The sequence below is a fragment of the Actibacterium sp. MT2.3-13A genome, assembly GCF_018139985.1.
Classification (GTDB): Bacteria; Pseudomonadota; Alphaproteobacteria; order Rhodobacterales; family Rhodobacteraceae; genus JAGSOU01.
The window spans coordinates 161476-181985 of the sequence record NZ_JAGSOU010000004.1; the positions used below are offsets into that span (position 1 = coordinate 161476).

Annotated in this window: 18 protein-coding genes; 9 read left to right on the forward strand and 9 right to left on the reverse strand. The window is 68.2% G+C overall.

All coding sequences use genetic code 11. The features are described 5' to 3' along the window. Positions 1-4: 4 nt before the first annotated feature. From KCI33_RS05795 to KCI33_RS05805, 3 genes are all read right to left on the reverse strand, one after another. The gene (locus KCI33_RS05795) at positions 5-1645 is read right to left on the reverse strand and encodes a DUF4139 domain-containing protein (RefSeq protein ID WP_212523816.1); all 1641 of its coding nucleotides are present in this window, start codon (positions 1643-1645) and stop codon (positions 5-7) included. A 97-nt stretch (positions 1646-1742) separates the two neighbouring features. Then, positions 1743-2765, reverse strand: a complete 1023-nt coding sequence (locus tag KCI33_RS05800; RefSeq protein WP_212523817.1) for an aspartate-semialdehyde dehydrogenase — start codon at positions 2763-2765, stop codon at positions 1743-1745. A gap of 77 nt (positions 2766-2842) precedes the next feature. Beyond that, positions 2843-3979 (reverse strand): capsular biosynthesis protein, encoded by a 1137-nt coding sequence (locus tag KCI33_RS05805; RefSeq protein WP_212523818.1) that lies wholly within the window; start codon positions 3977-3979, stop codon positions 2843-2845. Between the two features lie 173 nt (positions 3980-4152). Here KCI33_RS05805 and KCI33_RS05810 point away from each other — a divergent pair, with 173 nt between their 5' ends. Further along, a complete protein-coding gene (locus tag KCI33_RS05810; RefSeq protein ID WP_212523819.1) occupies positions 4153-4986 on the forward strand; it encodes a bifunctional allantoicase/(S)-ureidoglycine aminohydrolase in 834 nt (277 codons plus the stop codon). On the opposite strand, the gene bhcR is transcribed toward KCI33_RS05810, so the two are convergent. Continuing rightward, positions 4983-5801 (reverse strand): HTH-type transcriptional regulator BhcR, encoded by an 819-nt coding sequence (bhcR, locus tag KCI33_RS05815; protein ID WP_212523820.1) that lies wholly within the window; start codon positions 5799-5801, stop codon positions 4983-4985. The two genes, KCI33_RS05810 and bhcR, sit on opposite strands and share 4 nt — an antisense overlap. A 196-nt stretch (positions 5802-5997) precedes the next feature. Between bhcR and bhcA the strand changes: the two genes are divergently transcribed. The 4 genes from bhcA to bhcD all read left to right on the forward strand — a co-directional run bounded on the left by bhcA (position 5998) and on the right by bhcD (position 10375). Then, entirely contained in the window at positions 5998-7185 is a 1188-nt protein-coding gene (bhcA, locus tag KCI33_RS05820; RefSeq protein ID WP_212523821.1) for an L-aspartate--glyoxylate aminotransferase BhcA, read from the forward strand. Continuing rightward, the gene (gene bhcB, locus KCI33_RS05825; RefSeq protein ID WP_212523864.1) at positions 7185-8156 is read left to right on the forward strand and encodes a beta-hydroxyaspartate dehydratase BhcB; all 972 of its coding nucleotides are present in this window, start codon (positions 7185-7187) and stop codon (positions 8154-8156) included. Before bhcA ends, bhcB begins: the two co-directional genes overlap by 1 nt. Before the next feature lie 14 nt (positions 8157-8170). Beyond that, entirely contained in the window at positions 8171-9334 is a 1164-nt protein-coding gene (gene bhcC / locus KCI33_RS05830; RefSeq protein WP_212523822.1) for a 3-hydroxy-D-aspartate aldolase BhcC, read from the forward strand. A 75-nt stretch (positions 9335-9409) separates the two neighbouring features. Continuing rightward, the gene (gene bhcD, locus KCI33_RS05835) at positions 9410-10375 is read left to right on the forward strand and encodes an iminosuccinate reductase BhcD (RefSeq protein ID WP_212523823.1); all 966 of its coding nucleotides are present in this window, start codon (positions 9410-9412) and stop codon (positions 10373-10375) included. Positions 10376-10523: 148 nt separating this feature from the next. Here the strand turns inward: bhcD and KCI33_RS05840 are convergent, their stop codons facing one another. Genes KCI33_RS05840 through puuE form a run of 3 tightly spaced genes read right to left on the reverse strand, consistent with a single transcriptional unit; the run spans position 10524 to position 13913 of the window. Continuing rightward, positions 10524-11960, reverse strand: coding sequence for a nucleobase:cation symporter-2 family protein (locus tag KCI33_RS05840; protein WP_212523824.1), 1437 nt, complete (start codon positions 11958-11960; stop codon positions 10524-10526). Between the two features lie 52 nt (positions 11961-12012). After that, on the reverse strand, positions 12013-12501 hold the full coding sequence (locus tag KCI33_RS05845; protein WP_212523825.1) for an ureidoglycolate lyase: 489 nt from the start codon (positions 12499-12501) through the stop codon (positions 12013-12015). Next, positions 12498-13913: an allantoinase PuuE gene (gene puuE / locus KCI33_RS05850; RefSeq protein ID WP_349252183.1), complete on the reverse strand. Its 1416-nt coding sequence runs from the start codon at positions 13911-13913 to the stop codon at positions 12498-12500. The genes KCI33_RS05845 and puuE overlap by 4 nt, the downstream gene beginning before the upstream one ends. A gap of 148 nt (positions 13914-14061) precedes the next feature. Here puuE and uraH point away from each other — a divergent pair, with 148 nt between their 5' ends. After that, positions 14062-14415: a hydroxyisourate hydrolase gene (gene uraH, locus KCI33_RS05855; protein WP_212523826.1), complete on the forward strand. Its 354-nt coding sequence runs from the start codon at positions 14062-14064 to the stop codon at positions 14413-14415. A gap of 96 nt (positions 14416-14511) precedes the next feature. Here the strand turns inward: uraH and KCI33_RS05860 are convergent, their stop codons facing one another. After that, the gene (locus KCI33_RS05860) at positions 14512-15420 is read right to left on the reverse strand and encodes a LysR family transcriptional regulator (RefSeq protein ID WP_212523827.1); all 909 of its coding nucleotides are present in this window, start codon (positions 15418-15420) and stop codon (positions 14512-14514) included. A gap of 104 nt (positions 15421-15524) precedes the next feature. Between KCI33_RS05860 and KCI33_RS05865 the strand changes: the two genes are divergently transcribed. After that, positions 15525-16784, forward strand: coding sequence for a urate hydroxylase PuuD (locus KCI33_RS05865; protein ID WP_212523828.1), 1260 nt, complete (start codon positions 15525-15527; stop codon positions 16782-16784). 6 nt (positions 16785-16790) lie between these two features. Here the strand turns inward: KCI33_RS05865 and KCI33_RS05870 are convergent, their stop codons facing one another. Next, positions 16791-17711 carry a LysR substrate-binding domain-containing protein gene (locus KCI33_RS05870; RefSeq protein WP_212523829.1) on the reverse strand — a complete coding sequence of 307 codons (921 nt, stop codon included), beginning with the start codon at positions 17709-17711 and terminating at the stop codon, positions 16791-16793. A 120-nt stretch (positions 17712-17831) separates the two neighbouring features. Here KCI33_RS05870 and mbhE point away from each other — a divergent pair, with 120 nt between their 5' ends. Both mbhE and KCI33_RS05880 read left to right on the forward strand, forming a co-directional pair. Then, positions 17832-20093, forward strand: a complete 2262-nt coding sequence (gene mbhE / locus KCI33_RS05875) for a hydrogen gas-evolving membrane-bound hydrogenase subunit E (RefSeq protein WP_212523830.1) — start codon at positions 17832-17834, stop codon at positions 20091-20093. After that, a complete protein-coding gene (locus tag KCI33_RS05880; protein ID WP_212523831.1) occupies positions 20090-20509 on the forward strand; it encodes a Na+/H+ antiporter subunit B in 420 nt (139 codons plus the stop codon). The genes mbhE and KCI33_RS05880 overlap by 4 nt, the downstream gene beginning before the upstream one ends. Position 20510 lies beyond the last annotated feature (1 nt).

Genomic DNA, 20510 nt, shown 5'->3' on the forward strand with positions numbered 1-20510 from the left:
GCCCTCAGGGCTGCCAGTAAAGCTCCTGATCGTCGGGCCAGTTCAGGGCCACGTCCACGCGCACGGTCCGTTTCTCGCCGGGCGCGAGGGTCAGGCGCCAGGCGCCCACGCCGCGATCCTTGTCGTAATCGGTCTCGTCCGGTTCGGGGCGGGTGGTGGTGCGGATCTTCAGATCCTCCTGCTCCGAGAACGGCAGCGCGAAGAGGGTCAGAACCTCCTCGGCCTTGCCGGTCAGGTTCTCGACGCTGAATTCCAGCGCCTCCTCGCGCGCGTTCTTGCGCGCCACGATTCCGGTGTCTCCGGTATCGGTGCGCAACGCCCTCCAGTCCAGCCGGATCCCCTCCATCGCGCCGAAGGAGACGGTCTCGTCGCCGCCGGCCGGGATCATGTCCAGATCGGCCGCGCCCACATAGGTGCCGTCGCGGTAGAGCGCGGCGGATCCCGGCAGCAGTGGCTCGCCGGTGGTGTTGGTGAATTCGGCCATGATGAAGGCGGTGTCGTCATGGCGCGGCGTGGCGCGCAGCGTCACCTCGGGATCGAGAGCGAAGCGGTCGAGCTCCAGGATCAGGCCGTCGCCCAGCGCCGGGATGCTGACCTTGCGCGGATAGCTGTAGGTCACGGTGATGCCGTCGGCGGCCAGCGTTCCGGCGGCGACGATCGGCGCGGGCTCGGCCATCGCCGGCGCCGCCTCCATCGCGTCGCCAGCCATCTTTTCCGGCGCGCCGCGCAGCAGCTGGCCCTTGGGGCGGATCACGGCCCGGTTCGGATAGGGATCGGTCGGCTCGATCTGGGCGAAGGGGTCGGCGGTGGACAACGCGAGGTCCACGTCGAGCCAGGGCTCGCCGGTCTCCTGCGCCAGCACCACCTTGCGCGCCAGTTCCAGCCCCGGCGCCGCGCCGCGGGTCAGGCGGAGGTCGTAGGCGGGCGCCCAGCCGGCGTCCTGCACGAATTCGCGGATCTCCAGCGTGGCGGTCCCGGCCGCGACCTGCTCGACGGCGATGGCCAGCATGTCCACCGGCCCCTCCGGCGGGCTGAGCGCGTCGAGATCGCGGCGCGCCTGGGCGCGGGCGCCCTCTAGATCCTCGATCTCCTCCGCCAGCGCGCGCAGCGCGGGGCGGAGCGCGGCGATCTCGGTGCGGGCGCGGGCGGTCTCCTGCCCGATCATCGCGGCGGTCTGGCTCAGCGCCTCGGGCGCGAGGTTTTCCAGCGCGCCGCCGGAAACGGAGGAGAGGAAGGTCAGCCGCGCCTCGGCCGCGGCCAGCTCGGCCTGTTTCGCAGCCTGCCGGTCGCGCGCGTCATCGAGCGCGTCCTCGGCGGCCTCCAGCGCGGCCAGCGCCGCGGCCTGCTGCGGCAGATAGACGGTCTCGGCGTCCGCGACATGCCCGCCCAGAAGGGTCAGCGCCCCGATCGCCGTGCCCTCCCCCGCGCGCACCCGCGGCGGGCTGTGCCACAGGTCGGCGCCGGGCGCGGGCAGCAGCACGCGATGGGTTCCGGCGGGCAGTTCCAGCGTGATCTCGCGCGTCAGCTGCGCCCCCTGCGGATAAACCGTCACCGCGCGGATCGGCGCGGTGGTCTGGAAATCCCCGGCCAGGGCGTGGCCGGCGGCCAGCAGGGCGGCGAGGGAAAGAGACAGGCGAGCGAACATGGAAAGCCCCCGAATGAGCAAATCAATCGGGGGCAGTCTTGGCCAGCTTGGCCGGCAATGCAACGGCGGATCGCGGGCCCGGCCGGGCCGGCGGAAATCAGCCCTTCTTCAGGACGCGCTGACCCAGCAGCTCGGCGATCTGCACCGCGTTCAGGGCCGCGCCCTTGCGCAGGTTGTCGGACACGCACCACAGGTTGATGCCGTTCTCGATCGTGCTGTCCTGGCGGATGCGGCTGATATAGGTGGCGAAATCGCCGACGCATTCGACCGGCGTGATGTAGCCGCCCGGCTCGCGCTTATCGACGACCATGATGCCCGGCGCCTCGCGCAGGATGTCACGCGCCTCGTCCTCGTCGAGGAACTCCTCGAACTCGATGTTGATGGCCTCGGAATGGCCGACGAAGACCGGCACGCGCACGCAGGTCGCGGTGACCTTGATCGACGGATCGACGATCTTTTTCGTCTCCGCGACCATCTTCCACTCTTCCTTGGTCGAGCCGTCCTCGAGGAAGACGTCGATATGCGGGATCACGTTGAAGGCGATCTGCTTGGGATAGACGTTCGGCGCCACTTCCTGGCCCGGCACATACATGCCCTTGGTCTGGTTCCACAGCTCGTCGATGGCTTCCTTGCCCGAGCCCGAGACCGACTGGTAGGTCGAGACCACCACGCGCTTGATCCGCGCGCGGTCGTGCAGCGGCTTGAGCGCCACCACCATCTGCGCGGTCGAGCAGTTGGGGTTGGCGATGATGTTCTTCTTGGAATGCCCCGTGATCGCGTCGGGGTTCACCTCGGGCACGATCAGCGGCACGTCCGGGTCGTAGCGGTAGAGCGACGAGTTGTCGATCACCACGCAGCCGGCCTTGGCGGCCTTGGGGGCGTATTCCTTGGTCGCGTCCGAGCCGATGGCGAACAGCGCGATATCCCAGCCGGAGAAGTCGAACTGCTCCAGGTCCCGGGTCTTGAGGGTTGCATCGCCGAAGCTCACCTCGGTTCCCAGAGAGCGACGGGAGGCAAGCGCTGCGATCTCGTCAACGGGGAACTGGCGCTCGGCCAGGATGTTCAGCATTTCGCGGCCCACGTTGCCCGTGGCGCCAACGACGGCGATCTTGTAGCCCATATCGGCTCTCCTATTCGTCATTGCGACTGGCGCGCAGCCATACAAGAAAGGCCGGGGCAGTAAAAGGGGCAGCGGCCTTATTTTCCTGCGGTTGCGGCGGCCAGCCTGGCGCGGGCGTCCTCGGGCGCGATGGCGAGGTTGCCGGCGGCGTCCTCGGTCACGCGCGGATAGTAGACCTGATCGAGGTAGCTCATGAACCCCGCCCGGAGCGCCGGATCGAAGCCCAGGCCGCCCGGCGCGCGCAGCAGCGCGGCCAGCCGCCCGGGGCTGTCGGCCACATGCACCAGCCCCTCGATGGCGAAGAACGCCTCGCCCAGCGCGATCACCGGCTTGTCGTGGAAGAACGCCTGCAACCCCACCGAGGAATTGATGGTGATTACCCCGCTGCTGGCCTTGACCTGTTCGAAGGTGTCGGTCCGGTTGTCCACCACCAGCCGCCCCCCGGCGCGGGCCACCGCCGCAGCCAGAGGGTCCGCCAGCGAGGCGCGGGCCGAGGGGTGCTCCTTGATGCGGACATGCCAGCCCTCGGGCAGGTTCTCCGACGCCTCGGCCAGCGCCGCCAGCATCCCCTCGACCGAGCGCACCCAGCCCGCGAACAGCGTGATCTGGCTGTCGTTGGGCACCTGCAACGGCACGAAAAGGAACGGTCCGACGTCGGCCAGCGCCTCCGCCCCGCCCTGCGTGACATCCGCCCGGCGCGAGGCGCGCGCGGTCAGGTTCGCGCCCAAACGCCGCCAGCCCTCGCCCTGCCTCCCGGGCGCGCCCGCCGCCCAGTCGCGGAAGAACTGCGGATCGCGCGGCACCGAATTGGCAGCGTTCACCCCCTCGGGGTCCAGCGTCACCCGGCCGGGAAACGGGGCAAGCTCGGCATAGAGGCGGGGGGCGCCGGCATCGCGCGCGCCCTCCATGAAGGCCCGGCGCGAGCCCGTCAGCCCGTTCCAGCACATCGCCACCCGCCCCGGGTGACCCGCGAAATAGCGCCGCGCCCAGTTGTATTGCATCCAGATCAGCGCGAATTTCAGCGCACGCCCCAGCGCGCCCTTCGGCTGACGCTTGGCCACCGCCAGCGCCGCGCGCGCCCGCGCCCCGCTTTCGGGAAATCCGCGCAGCGACAGCCCGATCAGGGGCAGGCGCACGCCGCCCCCCGCCGCCTCGGCCACCGAGGCGAACAGGCTGTCCTTCTTCCGCGCCCAACCGGCGAGATATGCGATCATGTCCGGCGCTCCCTGCCATTCGCGGGCACATTACGCGCGGCGGGGCGCGGCATCAAACACCACGGCATTTTCAGGATTTTCCGATCAATCCTTCAGGCTTTCCCGGCCCGGAAAGCACTGGCACGCCCGTCGCACGCGGGGTTCAATGCGCCGAGACCAAAAAGGAAGGCCCCATGCCCGAACGCAGCTATCACGTCCCGCAGGGCGGCTTGCCGCCGCAGACTCAGATCCTGACCGACCGGGCGATGTTCACCACCGCCTACGCGGTGATCCCCAAAGGCACCTTCACCGATATCGTGGCCAGCCTGCTGCCGTTCTGGCAGGGCGCGCGGTTCTGGGTGATCGCGCGGCCGATGTCGGGCTTCGCCGAGACCTTCTCGCAATATATCGCCGAGGTCGCCCCGGGCGGCGGCAGCGACCGGCCCGAGACCGACCCCGCTGCCGAGGCCGCGCTGTTCGTGGTCGGCGGCCGCGTGACGCTGACTCTCGGCGGCGCGACACACGAGATGGCGGCGGGCGGCTATGCCTATATCCCCGCCGGGGCGGAATGGACCCTGCACAACCGCGGCGACGGCCCGGCCCAGTTCCACTGGATCCGCAAGGCCTATGAGAAGCTGCCCGGGCTGGACGCGCCCGAGCCCTTCGTGACCAACGAAAACGACATTGCCCCCACCCCCATGCCCGACACCGAGGGCAAATGGGTCACCACCCGCTTCGTCGATCCCGCCGACCTGCGCCACGACATGCATGTGACCATCGTCACCTTCCAGCCCGGCGGAGTCATCCCCTTTGCCGAGACCCATGTGATGGAGCACGGGCTCTATGTGCTGGAGGGCAAGGGCGTCTACCGCCTCAACCAGGACTGGGTCGAGGTCGAGGCGGGCGATTTCATGTGGCTGCGCGCCTTCTGCCCGCAGGCCTGCTATTCCGGCGGGCCGGGGCCGTTCCGCTACCTGCTCTACAAGGACGTGAACCGGCACATGAAACTGCACCCTCCGGGGCGTTAATCCGCCTCGGGGGCGCCCAGCCCGCGCGAGACCTCGGCCGCGGCCTCCTTCACCAGCGCGCCGAAGCGGGCCACCACCTCGGGTGGCATGCGGATCGACGGGCCGGAGACCGAGATCCCCGCCACCGGCTCGCCGTGCAGGTTGACGATGGGGGCGGCCACGCAACGCATGCCGGTAGTCTTTTCCTCGTCGTCCACGGAATAGCCTCGCTGCCGAATGGCGGCGAGCTCCGCCATCAACGCCTGCGGCTCGGCGATGGTCTTGTCGGTAAACCGCTCCATCGGGCGCAGGCGCAGGAGCCGCGCGACGCGCTCGTCGTCGTAGAGGCTGAGCAGCGCCTTGCCGATGCCCGAGGCATGCATCGGCGACAGCGTGCCGGGCGGAAAGAAGGCGCGGATCGATTCATGCGTCTCCACCTGGCTGAGGAACATCACGTCGCCGTTGCGCTCCACCCCGAGGTTCGAAGTCTCGCCCGTGGCCTCCATCAGCGCGCGCATCACGGGGCGTGAGCGCTCGACCACGCTGGTGCGGCGCAGGAAGGCCGAGCCGAGGCGGAACGCCGCGGGCCCGATATGCCAGGCCTGGGTCTGCGGGTCGGTCTCGACGATCTCGTGCGCCTCCAGCGTGGAGAGCACGCGATACATCGTGGCCGGCGACTGGTCGAGTTCCTCGGACAGTTCGCTCAGCGTCAGCCCGCCGCTGCGGGCCAGCGCATCGAGCACGTTCAGGGCGCGTTCCAACGACTGGATCGTGCTTTGCGCGGGCTTCGAATCAAACCCCTTGGGGCGGCCCTTGCGGCGGGCGGGCGTTGGCATCGCGATGGCCTCCTGGCGGGCGTCAGTGTCGCACCCATCATATTTTGAAAATACGTTCTGACCAGTGAAAAAATCGAAGGCATTGTTTTAAAGTCATTTTTGAGGGATTTATGTTTTTTGAAAAACGTTTTCAAAAAAATTGGCACACCGCTGGCGCTCCCCTACATTGGCCCGAAAGTCAGAGGAGGAAAGCCCCATGAGCTTCCAGAACCCCGTTTTCATCCCCGGCCCGACCAACATGCCGGAAGAACTGCGCCGCGCGGTCGACATGCCGACGGTGGACCACCGCTCGTCGCTGTTCGCCGACATCCTGCACCCCGCCCGCGACGGCGTGAAAAAGGTGCTGAAAAGCGCGAAGGCCGAGGTCTTCATCTTCCCCTCGACCGGCACCGGCGGATGGGAGACCGCGATCACCAACACGCTGAGCCCGGGCGACAAGGTCGTCGCCGCGCGCAACGGCATGTTCAGCCACCGCTGGATCGACATGTGTCAGCGCCACGGCCTGGAGGTCGAGGTGATCGAGGCCCCCTGGGGCGACGGCCTGCCGGCCGACCGCTACGGCGAGATCCTGGCCGCCGACACCGGCCACCGCATCAAGGCGGTGCTCGCCACCCATAACGAGACCGCGACCGGCGTGTTGTCGAACATCGCCGCGCTGCGCCGCGCGATGGATGCCGCCGGCCACCCCGCGCTGCTGCTGGTCGATGGCGTCAGCTCCATCGCCTCGGTCGATTTCCGGATGGACGAATGGGGCGTGGACATCGCCGTGACCGGCTCGCAGAAGGGCTTCATGCTGCCGGCGGGGCTGGGCATCGCCGCCTTCTCGCCCAAGGCGATGGCTGCGGTCGATGCCGCGCGCCTGCCGCGCACCTTCTTCGACATCCGCGACATGGCCAAGGGCTACGCCGCGAACGCCTATCCCTACACCCCCGCCGTGGGCCTGCTGAACGGGCTGAAGCTGTCGACCGAGATGCTGCTGGCCGAGGGGCTGGAAAACGTCTTCGCCCGCCATCACCGCATCGCCGAGGGCGTGCGCGCCGCCGTCGCCGCCTGGGGGCTTGAGCTGTGCGCCCAGTCGCCGGATCTCTATTCCGACACGGTCAGCGCGATCCGCACGCCGGCGGGCTTCGACGCGGGCCGAATTGTTTCGCTGGCCGCCGAGAAATACGGTGTGGCCTTTGGCGCGGGCCTGGGCGAAGTTGCGGGCAAGGTGTTCCGCATCGGGCATCTGGGCAGCCTGACCGACGTGATGACGCTGTCGGGGCTGGCCACCGCCGAGATGGCCATGGTCGATCTCGGCCTGCCGGTGCGCCTGGGCTCGGGCGTGGCCGCCGCGCAGGAGATCTACCGGGCCGAGCCGAACGCCGCCGCAAAGGCCGCATGATGAAGGATACGAGCACCATGTATATCCCCACCCTCGCCGACATGCTGATCGCGCATGAGCGCATCAAGCCCTACATCCACCGCACGCCGGTCCTGACCTCGACCTATCTGAACGAGCTGACCGGGGCCGAACTGTTCTTCAAATGCGAGAACTTCCAGAAGGCCGGAGCCTTCAAGGTCCGCGGCGCCTCGAACGCGGTATTCGGGCTGGACGAGGAGACCGCCAGCAAGGGCGTGGCGACGCACAGCTCGGGCAACCACGCGCTGTCGCTGGCCTATGCCGCCGGCCGCCGCGGCATCCCCTGCCATGTGGTCATGCCGCGCACCGCGCCGCAGGCCAAGAAGGACGCCGTGCGCGGCTATGGCGGGATCATCACCGAATGCGAGCCCTCGACCTCGTCGCGCGAGGCGGTGTTCGCCGAGGTGCAGGCCGAAACCGGGGCCGAGTTCGTGCACCCCTACAACGACCCGCGGGTGATCGCGGGCCAGGGCACCTGCTCCAAGGAGCTGATGGAACAGGTCGAGGGGCTGGACGCGGTCGTGGCCCCGATCGGCGGCGGCGGCATGGTGTCCGGCACCTGCCTGACGCTGTCGAACCTCGCGCCCCACGTGGAGATCTACGCCGCCGAGCCCGAGCAGGCCGACGACGCCTACCGCAGTTTCAAGGCCGGCCACATCATCGCCGACGACGCGCCGCAGACCGTCGCCGACGGTCTGAAGGTTCCGCTCAAGGAACTGACCTGGCATTTCGTGTCGAACCACGTCACCGACATCCTGACCGCCTCGGACCCCGAGATCGTCGACGCGATGAAGCTGACCTGGCAGCGCATGAAGACGGTGATGGAGCCCAGCAGCGCCGTGCCGCTGGCCACCATCCTGAAGAACAAGGACAAGTTCGCCGGCAAGCGCGTCGGCGTCATCGTCACGGGCGGCAATGTCGATCTCGACAAGCTGCCCTGGATCAAAGCCTGACAACGGAGAGTATCATGAACGCAGATACGAATTTCGACGGCCTCGAAGTGGGCTTTGACGTCCCCGCCCTGCCCGGCATGGACGCGGCCGACATCCAGACCCCCTGCCTGGTGCTGGACCTCGACGCGCTGGAGCGCAACATCGCGAAGATGGGCAAGCTGGTGAAAGAGATGGGCGTGCGCCACCGCGTGCATGGCAAGATGCACAAGTCGGTGGACGTGGCCAAGCTGCAGGAGCGCCTCGGCGACAGCTGCGGCGTGTGCTGCCAGAAGGTCAGCGAGGCCGAGGTCTTCGCCCGCGGCGGCATCAAGGACATCCTGGTGTCGAACCAGGTGCGCGATGCGGCCAAGATCGACCGCCTGGCCCGCCTGCCCAAGCTGGGCGCGCGCACCATCGTCTGTGTCGATGACATCGACAACGTGGCTGACCTGTCGGCGGCGGCGCAAAAGCACGGCACCCAGATCGAATGCCTGGTCGAGATCGACTGCGGCGCGGGCCGCTGCGGCGTGACCACCACCGAGGCCGTGGTGGCCATCGCCAAGGCGATCGACGCCGCCGAGGGGCTGAAGTTCTCGGGCATCCAGGCCTACCAGGGCGCGATGCAGCACCTCGACAAATACGAGGACCGCAAGGCCAAGATCGAGATCGCCGTGGCCCAGGTGGCCGATGCCGTCGAGGGCCTGAAGGCCGATGGGCTGGACTGCGACATCGTCGGCGGCGGCGGCACCGGCTCCTATTATTTCGAGGGCACCTCGGGCGTCTACAACGAGCTCCAGTGCGGCTCCTACGCCTTCATGGACGCCGATTACGGCCGCATCCATGACAAGGACGGCAAGCGCATCGACCAGGGCGAATGGGAAAACGCGCTGTTCATCCTGACCTCGGTGATGAGCCACGCCAAGCCCGACAAGGCGATCTGCGACGCCGGCCTCAAGGCGCAGTCGGTCGACAGCGGCCTGCCCTTCATCTACGGCCGCGACGACGTGGAATACATCAAGTGCTCGGACGAGCACGGCGTCATCTCCGATCCCAACGGCGTGCTGAAGATCAACGAGAAGCTGAAGCTGGTGCCGGGGCATTGCGATCCGACCTGTAACGTGCATGACTGGTATGTCGGCGTGCGGGGTGGCAAGGTCGAATGCCTGTGGCCGGTCTCGGCCCGCGGCAAGGCCTACTAAGCTTCGCCCCGGCGGGCGCATTGATCGGGGGCCTGACGGCCCTCGATTTTTCTGTGAATAATCGGAGTGTCTTGCATGATCATCGTCCCTGAAAAGGAAATCGCCGGACTGATTTCGCCCGAAGCCGCCTTTGACGCCGTCGAAGCCGTCTTTGGCGCGATGGCGCGCGGCGATGCCTACAACTTCCCCGTCATCCGCGAGGCGATCGGCCACGAGGACGCGCTCTACGGCTTCAAGTCGGGCTTCGACCGCGCGGGGCTGGTGCTGGGGCTGAAGGCCGGCGGCTATTGGCCCAACAACCTCGAAAAGGGGCTGATCAACCACCAGTCCACCGTCTTCCTGTTCGACCCCGACACGGGTCGGTTCAAGGCCGCCGTGGGCGGCAACCTGCTGACCGCGCTGCGCACCGCCGCAGCCTCGGCGGTCTCGATCAAGCACTTGGCGCGCAAGGACTCCAAGGTGCTGGGCATGATCGGCGCCGGCCACCAATCGGCCTTCCAGATGCGCGCCGCCGTCAAGCAGCGCGATTTCGACCGCGTGATCGGCTGGAACATGCATCCCGAGATGCTGGGCCGCCTGGAAGAGACCGCGACCGAGTTGGGCCTGCCCTTCGAGGCGGTGGATCTCGACCGCTTGGGCGCCGAGGCCGACGTGATCATCACCATCACCTCCAGCTTCGACCCCATCCTGATGGACGCGCAGGTCAAGGGCGGCACCCATATCGCCTGCATGGGCACCGACACCAAGGGCAAGCAGGAGGTCGAGGCGGCCCTGGTCGCCCGCGCGACGCTGTTCACCGACGAGGTGGCGCAAGCCACCAGCATCGGCGAATGCCAGCACGCGGTGGCGCAGGGCCTGATCGGCGAGGACGCCATCACCGAGATCGGCGCGGTCATCAACGGCACCCATCCGGGCCGCACCAGCGCGGACGAGGTGACGCTGTTCGACGGCACCGGCGTCGGCCTGCAGGACCTCGCCGTGGCCTCGGCCGCGGTCGATCTGGCGCTGGAAAAGGGCGTGGCGATCGAGGTGGATTTCTAAACCGCCCACCACTCACGGACAGGCGGGGCCCGGCGATATCGCCGGGCCTTTTTTTCGGGCCTGACGAGGGCGGCTTGCCGCAGGGGAGGGCAGCGCCCGCCCCGAGCGATGGGCACCGTCCGGCGTTGCCGCCGGGCGGCACCTCCAATCAGCGTGACGCGCCGGGCTTGCTGCTGAAATGGCCGGCACCGGACAGGCCGCCGGCCACCTGCTCCGTCGCCTCCTCGGTCAGTTCCTCGGGCAGCACCAGGTTCAGCACGATGGCGATCAGGGCGGCGGGCAGAAGCCCGCTGGTCATCAGGATGCGTGCGGTGTCGGGCAGGTGCTGTACCGCGCCGGGCTCCAGTTGCAGGCCCAGCCCCACCGACAGCGCGATGGCGAAGATCACCATGTTGCGGCGGTTCCAGTCCACGTCCGACAGCATCGAGATGCCCGCGGCCACCACCATGCCGAACATCACGATCACGCCGCCGCCCAGCACCTCGATCGGCACGGTGCGGATCACGCCGCCCACCTTGGGCACCAACCCGCAGATGATCAGGAAGATCGCGCCCACGGTCACCACATGGCGGCTCATAACGCCGGTCATGGCGATCAGACCCACGTTCTGGCTGAAGGAGGTGTTGGGCAGCCCGCCAAAGACCCCCGCGATCGCGGTGCCGAGCCCGTCGGCATAGGTGGCGCCGGAGATTTCCCTGTCGGTCGCCTCGCGGTCGGCGCCGCCCTTGGTGATGCCCGAGACGTCGCCCACCGTCTCGATCGCCGAGATGAAGGCCATCAGGCAGAAGCCGATCACCGCGGCGGCTGAGAATTCGAACCCGTATCTGAAGGGCTGCGGCAGCGAAAAGGCCGCGGCGCGGGTCCAGGATCCGGTAATCGCCTCCACCGACAGGATGCCCACCGCGATCGCATAGACATAGCCCACCAGAAGCCCCACCAGCACCGCCGAGATCGACAGCATCCCTCGGGCGAAGAACTTCAGTCCCAGCGTGACGAAGATCACCACCAGCGCCGCCGACCAGTTCAGCAGGCTGCCGTATTCCGGCGTGCCGATCGCGGGCACCCCGCCCGCGGCATACTGGATGCCGACCTTGACCAGCGCGAGCCCGATCATCGTGACCACCAGGCCGGTGACCAGCGGCGGCAGGGCGAAGCGGATCCGGCCGATGACCGAGCCCAGCGCGGCGTGGAATATCCCGCCGATGACCACCCCGCCGAACAGTGCCGCCAGCGCGTCCACCCCCTTGCCCGCCACCAGCGGGATCATCACCGGCAGAAAGGCGAAGCTGGTGCCCTGCACGATCGGAAGCGCGGCGCCGACCGGGCCGACGGTCACGGTCTGCAACAGCGTGGCCACGCCCGCGAACAGCATCGACATCTGGATCATGTAGAGCAGTTCGGGAAAGTCGGGCGAGTTCGAGCCGAAGCCGAACCCGGCCGCCCCGGCCACGATGATCGCAGGCGTGACGTTCGACACGAACATCGCCATCACATGCTGGATACCCAGCGGAATGGCCTTGGCCAGTGGCGGGGTGTAGTTGGGATCGCGCAGCTGTTCCGGCGTCCCGATGGAAGTGTCTGCCATCTCGGGTCTCCCTGTTGTCGTTGTGCAGACGGCCGCCTTTTGGCGGCTCATTTCATTTTTCGATGATGTAGGGGGCGTCGAACCAGTGCTCCTGCAGGTTGGGCCCCGGTCCGATGCGGTCGACAACGACGAAGCGGCCATCCGTGTCCAGCGGCGTCAGCACGCCGTGCCAGGTGCCGCGATGCAGGTTCACCGCCTGCCCCGGCTGCACCATGAAGGCGTGCAGCGCGCCCGGCGCCCCGCCCGCGTCATCGGCCACCACCACCACGAACCGCGCCCCGTCGAGCGGGATGAAGGCCTGGCTGCCCGCGGGATGGCGCTCGACCATCTCGACGGTCAGGGGCAGCTGCCGCGCTGTCGCGTCGAACAGGCTGATGCCCGCGCGCCCGCCTGAGAAATCGAGTTTGGCCAGATCGTTATGCCGTCCGCAAAGCCCCTGGTTGATGATCCTGTCCGGCGCGCCGCGCGCCTCGATCACATCGCCATAGGGGGCGAAGCCCTCGGCCGTCAGGGGCCGGGTTCGCAGGCGGCGCGCGGTCACGGCAGCAGGTCCTTCAGCCGCAGCTCCGCGATGCGCTCGACCTGGCGGCAGGCCTCGGCGAACTCGGTCGCGCGGTCGCTGCCGATGCGGCGCTCAAACGCTGCGCGGATCGAAGGCTTGTCGTGGTCGCGCACCGCGATGATGAAGGGGAAGCCGTGTTTTTCGGCATAGGAGGCATTGAGGCGCTGGAAGGTTTCGCGCTCCGCGTCGGTCAGGGCGTCGAGCCCCGCGCCCGACTGCTCGGCGGTCGACTCCGCCGTCAGCCGGCCGGCGGCGGCCAGTTTCCCGGCAAGGTCGGGATGGGCGGTCAGCACGCCCAGACGCTCCGCCTCGCTGGCAGAGCGGAAAACGCGGGAAAGCGCATTGTGCAGCCCGATGGCGCTGTCATGCGCGGGACCGAGTTCGAGGTCATAGGCGCGTTCGGCGATCCAGGAGGAATGCTCGAACACGCCGCCGAAGCGCGCCACGAAGGTTTCGCGCCCCATCTGCGAGGGGCGCTCGAAATGCACCGGCGGGTGGGTCTTCTGCCAGTGCCGGGCGATGTCGATGCGGCGCGCGACCCAGACATCGGGCTTGGAGGCGACGTCATCGAGGAACCGGCGCAACGCCATCACCCGCCCCGGTCGGCCCGCCAGCCGGCAATGCAGCCCGATCGACAGCATCCTGGGCGCGCCGTTCAGCCCCTCGGCATAAAGCGCGTCGAAACTGTCGCGCAGATAGGCGAAGAACTGGTCGCCCGAGTTGAAGCCCTGCGGGGTGGCAAAGCGCATGTCGTTGCAGTCGAGCGTGTAGGGCAGGATGAGCTGGTCGCGGTCCCCCACCCGCACCCAATAGGGCAGGTCGTCGGCGTAGGAATCGGCCACATAGTCGAAGCCCCCCTCCTCGGCCGCCAGCGCCACCGTGTGCTCCGAGCAGCGCCCGGTGTACCAGCCGCGCGGGCGCGCCCCGGTGACCTCGGCGTGCAGGCGGATGGCCTCGGCCATGTCGGCGCGCTCGGCCTCACGGGTGTGATCCTTGTAGTCGATCCATTTCAGCCCGTGGCTGGCGATCTCCCAGCCTGCGTCCTGCATGGCGCGGACCTGCTCGGGGCTGCGGGCGAGCGCGCTCGCCACGCCGTAGACGGTGACGGGCATGGCGTATTCGCGGAACAGCCGATGCAGCCGCCAGAACCCCGCGCGTGCGCCGTATTCGTAGATCGATTCCATGTTCCAGTGGCGCTGCCCCGGCCAGGGCGCGGCGCCCACGATCTCGGACAGGAACGCTTCGGAGGCCGCGTCGCCGTGCAGGACGCAGTTCTCGCCGCCTTCCTCGTAATTGATCACGAATTGCACGGCGATCCTGGCCCCGTCGGGCCATTTCGGATCGGGGGGATTGGCCCCGTATCCGCGCATGTCACGGGGATAGCGCGTCACGTTCCGGTCTCCTTCTGCTCATTTCGTTGTAGGGCAGGATAATGGCTTTTTCTTTCTGTAAATTTTTGAAGGAGCTATAGGGAAGAACACGGTGTCAGCGGGCGCCGCGCCCGGCAATATGCCCGCGAACGCGTCACGGAGAGAGCCTATGGCCGGATATTTGACCACCCATGTTCTGGACACCGCCCGCGGATGCCCCGCGCAGGGGCTGCGGATCGAGCTGTATCGCATCGAGGGCGCGCAGCGCACCCATCTGCGCACGCTGACGACCAATACCGACGGGCGCACGGACGCGCAGATCCTGCCCGAGGCCGAATTCGCGCCCGGCACCTATGAACTGGTCTTTCACGCCGGCGCCTATCTGGACGCCAGCGGCGCCGCGCCGGAAAGCCCGCGCTTTCTGGACGTGATCCCGATCCGCTTCGGCATGTCGGAGGCGGCGCATTACCATGTGCCGCTGCTGCTGTCGCCCTTCGGCTATTCGACCTATCGGGGGAGTTGAGGCCGTTGATCCGTTCAGCCGGCCACACATTCTACAGAGGGCCGGATTGCGCCCCGGGCGGAACCAAGTCACGGCCGGTCACAAAGGCCGCCCCATCTACACCCCCGCCATCGCCGCCGCGATGTGCTCGGCCATGAAGTCGATGAACAGCCGCGTCTTGGGGTCCTGCCGGCGGCGGTGGATGAACAGGCAGCCCATCTGCACCGGCACCGGCGGCGTATCCTCCAGCACCGGCACCAGCCGGCCGGCCTTCAGGTGATGGGCCACCTCGAACACCGGCTTCAGGATGATCCCGTGCCCCTCCAGTGCCCAGCCGGTCAGCACATCTCCGTCGTCGGATTCGAACGGCCCGGTCACGGCGAAGCGCTTGACGCCCTCCGGCGTCTCCAACGGCCACTGGAACTCGGACGCGCCGGGATAGCGCAGGTTCAGACAGTCGTGGCGGCCATCGGTCAGCGCCCCCGGCGTCTCCGGCCAGCCCTTGCGCGCCAGATACTCGGGCGCGGCGCAAAGCACCCGCGGGCAATCGGCGATCTTGCGCATCCGCAGTGCCGAATCCTCGGGCACGCCGAGGAAGAACGCCACGTCCAGCCCCTCCGCCGCGAGGTCGAGCTTGCGGTCGGACAGGCGCAGGCGGATGTCGATCAGCGGATAGGCCGCCTTGAAGGCCGGCACCCTCGGCGCGATCAGCCGCCGCCCCAGCCCCAGCGGCGCCGCGACATAGAGCGAGCCGCGCGGCATCAGGGTGACGTTGTTGATCTCGGCCTCGGCCTCGTCCACGGCCTCCAGGATCTTGCAGGCGCCGCGATAGAACAGGTTGCCCTGCTCGGTCGGGTTCAGCATGCGGGTGGTGCGCTGGAACAGGCGGACGTTGAGATGCTCCTCCAGCTGCGAGATCCGCGCCGAGGCCACCGCCGCCGAGATCCGCAGATCGCGCGCCGCCGCCGACATGCTGCCCAGTTCATAGACCCGGACGAAGGTCTTGACGTTATCGAGATAGGCCATCGCGCATTCTTAGGTTTTTCTTGAAGCAGTTAGGCATTTTTCCCCAATGCCGTGCAATCCTGGATTTTGCTAGCCTGCCCGCAACGATTTCAGTGGAGAGACCCATGTTCGACCTGGCACTCATCTGGGACTGGCTGGCCTTCGTGGTGCGCTGGCTGCATGTGATCACCGCCATCGCCTGGATCGGCTCATCCTTCTATTTCATCGCGCTCGACCTCGGGCTGCGCAAGGCGCCCGACCTGCCGCCCGGCGCGCATGGCGAGGAATGGCAGGTGCATGGCGGGGGCTTCTACCACATCCGCAAGTTCCTGGTCGCGCCCGAGCGCATGCCGGAGCATCTGACCTGGTTCAAATGGGAAAGCTATTCGACCTGGCTGTCGGGCGCGGCGCTGTTGATGATCGTCTACTGGGCGGGGGCGGAGCTGTATCTCATCGACCTGAACAAGGTCGAGCTGAGCCTGTGGCAGGGCATCGCCATTTCCGCCGCGTCGCTGACCGTGGGCTGGATCGTCTACGATTTCCTGTGCAAGTCGGGGCTGGGCGAGAGGCCCACCGTGCTGATGCTGCTGCTGTTCGCGCTGCTGGTCGCGATGGGCTGGGGCTACAACCAGATCTTCACCGGGCGGGCGATGATGCTGCATCTGGGCGCCTTCACCGCCACGGTGATGTCGGCCAACGTGTTCTTCGTCATCATCCCCAACCAGAAGATCGTGGTCGCGGACCTGAAGGCCGGGCGCGCGCCCGACCCGAAATACGGGCGCATCGCCAAGCTGCGCTCGACCCACAACAACTACCTGACGCTGCCGGTGCTGTTCCTGATGCTCAGCAACCATTACCCGCTGGCCTTCGCGACCCAGTACAACTGGGTGATCGCGGCGCTGGTGTTCCTGATGGGGGTGACGATCCGGCACTATTTCAACACGTTGCACGCCCGCAAGGGCAACCCGCGCTGGACCTGGGCCGCGACCGCCGCGCTGTTCCTGGCGATCGTCTGGCTCTCGTCCGCGCCGATGCAGCAGGACAGCTACGAGACCTCCGAGGCCCGCGCCCTGACCCCGACGGAACAGGTCTTCGCCAGCGCCGAAGGGTTCGAGGAGGTGAGCAACATCATCCCCGGCCGCTGCTCCATGTGCCACGGGCGCGAGCCGGGCTATGACGGCATCCGGCTCGCGCCCCGGAGCGTGCTGCTGGAGACCCCGGCCGACATCGCCCGCCACGCGCGCCAGATCTATCTTCAGGCCGGCGCCAGCCACGCGATGCCGCCGGCCAACGTCAGCTGGATGGAACCCGAAGAGCGCGCGGCCGTCGTCAACTGGTATCGCGCGGCGACGCGTGGGGCGACGCGCCGACTGGCCCGGAACTGACCCCGCCTAGGCCACCACGGCGACCTCGGGCGCGGTGTTCTTCAGGATGCCGCAGATCAGCGCCGCCAGCGCCCGGAACTCCGCCTCGCGCGCGGTCTGTCGCCGCCAGACCATGCCGATAGTGCGCGACGGCGCGGCGCCCTTGAGGGGGCGGGCCACCACGATATCCTGATGCGCGACCTCGGATTTCACATAGAGCGCGGGCATCAGGGAAATCCCCATCCCCATCGCCACCATCTGCCGCAGCGTGTCGAGGCTGGTGCCCTCGTAGTCATGCGACAGCTCGGCCCCGTATTCGTCGCACAGCCCGCGCACCTGTTCATACAGCTTGTGACCGGGTTCGAGCGACAGGATCGTCTCGCCGCGCAATTGGCCCGGATCGACGCTCGCCCCCGCCGCGAGACGGTGATCGCGGGGCGCCACGACGTGGATGGGCTCGCGGAAAAGCGGCAGGCTGGCCAGCTCCCCCCGGTTCAGCGGCAAGGGAAAGAACAGCAGGTCCAGCGTTCCGTCCTCGATCCCGCGCAGCAGCATCTGCGGCAGGCCCTCGCGCATGTAGAGGCCCAGCCGGGGGTGGGTCTCATGCAGGTCGGGCACGATCAGCGGCAGGAAATAGGAGCCCAGCGACTGCACCACGCCGATGCGGATCGTGCCCTCCAGCATCGCCTGCCCCGATTTGGCCAAGGCGCGGATCTCGTCGATCTCGCGCAGCACCAGACGACCGCGTTCGGCGATCCGGGCGCCGATGGGTGTCAGCAGCACCCGCGTCCGGCTGCGCTCGACCAGCTGCACGCCGAGTTTCTGCTCCAACTCCTTGAGCTGGGCGCTGAGCGTGGGCTGGGTGACATGGCAAGCCTCGGCCGCGCGGCGGAAATGCAGGAAATCGGCCACGGCCACGAGATAGCGCAGTTGCTGGAAACTCGGCATCGGGCGCCTTTCTGATAGTTTATTTCTACCAAAGATAGCATTTGTTTCGATTGGAACAATGTCTTGGCCGCGCATACCTCCCTCCTGCGCCACGAGCGCGCGGCAGGACGGGGGACGGGCATGGGGCAGGCAGGCAGGACGACGCGCGCCGGCAACGGGATCGCGGGAAGGCTGCCCGTGGCGCTGGCCGGCGCGCTGTTCGCGGTCTTTGCCGCGCTCATCCCCCAGATCGCGGAGGGGCACATACTGATGCTGGCGCTGGACTGGGTGCCAGCGCTGGGGATCTCGCTGTCGCTGCGGATCGACGGGCTGAGCCTGACCTTCGCGCTGCTGATCAGCGGGATCGGGACATTGGTGCTGCTTTATTCGAACAGCTATCTCGCCGGCCACCCGCATTACCCGCGCTTCGCGCTGTTCCTGACGGCCTTTCTGCTGTCGATGCTGGGGCTGGTGCTGGCCGACGACCTGATCGTGCTGTTCGTGTTCTGGGAGCTGACTACCGTCACCTCCTACCTGCTGATCGGCTTTTCCCATGAAAACGCGACCAGCCGCCGTGCGGCCCTGCAGGCGCTGTTCGTCACCGGCGCGGGCGGGCTGGCCTTTCTCGCCGGGCTGATCCTGCTGGGCGCCGCGGCGGGCACGTTCGAGATCTCCGCGATCCTGGCGCGCGGCGAGGCGATCCGCGGCCATGCGCTCTACCTGCCGATCCTGGGTCTGATCCTCGCCGGGGCCTTCACCAAATCGGCGCAGGTGCCGTTCCATTTCTGGCTGCCCAACGCCATGGCGGCGCCGACGCCGGTCAGCGCCTTCCTGCATTCGGCCACGATGGTCAAGGCGGGCATCTACCTGCTGGCGCGGCTGCACCCGGCGCTGTCGGGCACGGGAACGTGGCTGTGGGCGCTGACGATCGCGGGCGCGGCGACCGCGGTCTTTGCCAGCGTCATGGCGCTGCGCCAGACCGACCTGAAACTGGCGCTGGCCTATACCACGCTGATGGCGCTGGGCACGCTGACGCTGTTCCTCGGGCAAAGCTCTGCCTATGCTCTGACCGCCTTCGTCACCTTCCTGATCGTGCATTCGCTCTACAAGGCGGCGCTGTTTCTGGTCGTGGGCTGCGTCGATCACGCCACCGGCACGCGCGAGGCGGAGGTGCTGGGCGGCCTCGGCCGTGCGATGCCGGTGACCGCGCTGGCCGCAGCGGTGGCCGCGATGTCGATGGCGGGCTTTCCGCCCTTCCTCGGCTTCATCGGGAAGGAGCTGAAATATGCCGGCGCGCTGGCCGTGGCCTCCGAGCCCGCGCTGGTCGCAGGCGCCGTGCTGCTGGCCAACGCCCTGATGCTGGCCGTGGCCGGGGTGGTCGCCTTCCGCCCGTTCTGGCGGCCCGCCGCTGGCGCGCTGCCCCGCACCCCGCATGAGGCACCCTGGCCGATGCTGGCCGGCCCGGTGGTGCTGGCGGCCCTTGGCGCGGTGTTCGGACTGGCTCCGGGCCTGTTGCAGGGTGCGCTGGTGGATCCGGTGGTGGAGGGATTTCTCGGCACGGAGGCCGAGGCCAAGCAACTGGCGCTCTGGGCCGGGGTGAACCTGCCGCTGATCCTGAGCCTTGCGACCTTCGTGCTCGGCCTGGCCCTTTATGCCGCGCACCGCCCGCTGCGCGCGGCGCTGATCCGGCTGGATGCGGCGACCCCCGGCATGGATGCGGGCTGGGACGGTTTCATCGACGCTCTGAGGGCGCTGGCGGCGTGGCAGACGGGGCTGCTGCAATCCGGCGTGCTGCGCCGCTACCTGTTCATCACCTTCGCCACCGTCCTGCTGGGTCTGGGCGGCACCATCGTCGCGCGCGGCGTCTGGGCCGCGCCCGAGGGGCTGGCCGGGGTCAGCTGGAAGCAGGCGGCGCTGGTCGCGCTGATCCTGGCGGGCGCGGCGCTGGCCGTGATCACCCGCTCGCGCATTGCGGCGGTGGCCGGTCTGGGGGTGACAGGCATCGGCGTGGCGCTGGTCTTCATCGTGTTCGGCGCACCGGACGTGGCGATCACGCAGCTTCTGGTGGAGACGCTGGTGGTGGTGCTGGTCGCGGTGGCGATGCTGCGGCTGCCGCGCCTCGGTCCGCGGCGGCGCCGGCCCGCCGACGCGGCGCTGGCGATCGGCGTCGGCGCGGCGGTCAGCGCGACCCTTCTGGCGGTGCTGTTGGCGCCGCTGGACCGCCGCGTGACGGCGTTCTTCGAGGCCACCAGCTGGCCCGAGGCGCATGGCCGCAACATCGTCAACGTCATCCTCGTGGATTTCCGCGCGCTCGACACTTTCGGCGAGATCGCCGTGGTCCTGATCGCCGCACTGTCGGCCTACGCGCTGCTGCGCGGCACGGCGGGGAGAGGTGAGAAATGAACTCGGTCATCCTGAAGGCGGGCACGAAATACCTGGTCGGGCTGCTGCTGCTGGTTTCGGTCTTCATGCTGCTGCGCGGCCATAACGCGCCGGGCGGCGGCTTCATCGGCGGGTTGCTCGGGGCCACGGGCTTCGTGCTCTATGCCATCGCCTGCGGCACCGCGCAGGCCCGCGCCGCGCTGCGGCTGGCGCCCCGCACCATCGCGGCGGCGGGGCTGGGCGTGGCGCTGGCCAGCGGCGCCATCGCCGCGCTGGCGGGCGAAGCGTTCTTCACCGGCCAGTGGCTGTTCCTGGGCGCGGGCGAGACCGGAAAGGGCCTGCCGATCTCCAGCGTTCTGCTGTTCGACATCGGCGTCTACCTGGTGGTGTTCGGCGCGATCCTGACCCTCGTTTTCGCACTGGAGGAAGAGACCTGAG

What these genes read in the sequence shown, in the direction of transcription:
- KCI33_RS05795 (WP_212523816.1), bottom strand. Translation starts at nt 1,645, where the DNA reads ATGTTCGCTCGCCTGTCTCTTTCCCTCGCCGCCCTGCTGGCCGCCGGC.
- KCI33_RS05800 (WP_212523817.1), bottom strand. Translation starts at nt 2,765, where the DNA reads ATGGGCTACAAGATCGCCGTCGTTGGCGCCACGGGCAACGTGGGCCGC.
- KCI33_RS05805 (WP_212523818.1), bottom strand. Translation starts at nt 3,979, where the DNA reads ATGATCGCATATCTCGCCGGTTGGGCGCGGAAGAAGGACAGCCTGTTC.
- KCI33_RS05810 (WP_212523819.1), top strand. Translation starts at nt 4,153, where the DNA reads ATGCCCGAACGCAGCTATCACGTCCCGCAGGGCGGCTTGCCGCCGCAG.
- bhcR (WP_212523820.1), bottom strand. Translation starts at nt 5,801, where the DNA reads ATGCCAACGCCCGCCCGCCGCAAGGGCCGCCCCAAGGGGTTTGATTCG.
- bhcA (WP_212523821.1), top strand. Translation starts at nt 5,998, where the DNA reads ATGAGCTTCCAGAACCCCGTTTTCATCCCCGGCCCGACCAACATGCCG.
- bhcB (WP_212523864.1), top strand. Translation starts at nt 7,185, where the DNA reads ATGAAGGATACGAGCACCATGTATATCCCCACCCTCGCCGACATGCTG.
- bhcC (WP_212523822.1), top strand. Translation starts at nt 8,171, where the DNA reads ATGAACGCAGATACGAATTTCGACGGCCTCGAAGTGGGCTTTGACGTC.
- bhcD (WP_212523823.1), top strand. Translation starts at nt 9,410, where the DNA reads ATGATCATCGTCCCTGAAAAGGAAATCGCCGGACTGATTTCGCCCGAA.
- KCI33_RS05840 (WP_212523824.1), bottom strand. Translation starts at nt 11,960, where the DNA reads ATGGCAGACACTTCCATCGGGACGCCGGAACAGCTGCGCGATCCCAAC.
- uraH (WP_212523826.1), top strand. Translation starts at nt 14,062, where the DNA reads ATGGCCGGATATTTGACCACCCATGTTCTGGACACCGCCCGCGGATGC.
- KCI33_RS05860 (WP_212523827.1), bottom strand. Translation starts at nt 15,420, where the DNA reads ATGGCCTATCTCGATAACGTCAAGACCTTCGTCCGGGTCTATGAACTG.
- KCI33_RS05865 (WP_212523828.1), top strand. Translation starts at nt 15,525, where the DNA reads ATGTTCGACCTGGCACTCATCTGGGACTGGCTGGCCTTCGTGGTGCGC.
- KCI33_RS05870 (WP_212523829.1), bottom strand. Translation starts at nt 17,711, where the DNA reads ATGCCGAGTTTCCAGCAACTGCGCTATCTCGTGGCCGTGGCCGATTTC.
- mbhE (WP_212523830.1), top strand. Translation starts at nt 17,832, where the DNA reads ATGGGGCAGGCAGGCAGGACGACGCGCGCCGGCAACGGGATCGCGGGA.
- KCI33_RS05880 (WP_212523831.1), top strand. Translation starts at nt 20,090, where the DNA reads ATGAACTCGGTCATCCTGAAGGCGGGCACGAAATACCTGGTCGGGCTG.